This is a genomic window from Campylobacter sp. RM5063, from assembly GCF_024723655.1.
Taxonomy (GTDB): Bacteria; Campylobacterota; Campylobacteria; order Campylobacterales; family Campylobacteraceae; genus Campylobacter_D; species Campylobacter_D lari_D.
This window is the reverse complement of sequence record NZ_JANQDA010000069.1, coordinates 1-519: the sequence shown is the minus strand read 5'-3', so window position 1 is coordinate 519 and position 519 is coordinate 1. Positions and strand designations below refer to the sequence as shown.

The following is a 519-nucleotide window of genomic DNA, read 5'->3' as shown; positions in this document are numbered from 1 at the left end:
AGCTGCTATATTCATAGAAGCTTTAAAATTAACAAATTGAGAATTGCCTGCTACAGCTTCCGCACTAACACCAAATGCCACTGAAAATGCTGTTGCAAATACTAAATTACTTTCGTAAATTTGAGAATAATTTTTTCCACTGCCTATAGAAAACCCCGATCCAGCACTCATACCACCAATATCACTCATATAAGAAGAAACAGATGATTGCGTAACAATCATTTTACCTCCACCCTTATAAGCATTAAAGCCCATAGCATCAGCTACATTGGTGTCAATTCTACCTTTTGACTCTCTTAAAGATACAGAAGCTTGAGAGATCATATCGGTTGCACCCATACCTATAGCACTAAGTCCAGTCCCTGAAATCAAAATATCCTTACCATCATTTTTGATTAAAGATAAACGACCATAATTTTCATAATCTTTTTTTAAAATTCCAGCACCAGGTCCAATACTACCATCTATTTTAATCCCTCTACCATCTCTTGAGGTCAATACAAGTCTACCATTAGCATC

At 35.8% G+C, this 519-nt stretch carries 1 pseudogene; it reads right to left on the bottom strand.

Annotation, left to right across the window (positions count from 1 at the left end):
- Nucleotides 1-519: pseudogene (locus tag CAMP5063_RS08405) on the bottom strand (flagellin); the annotation flags it as partial.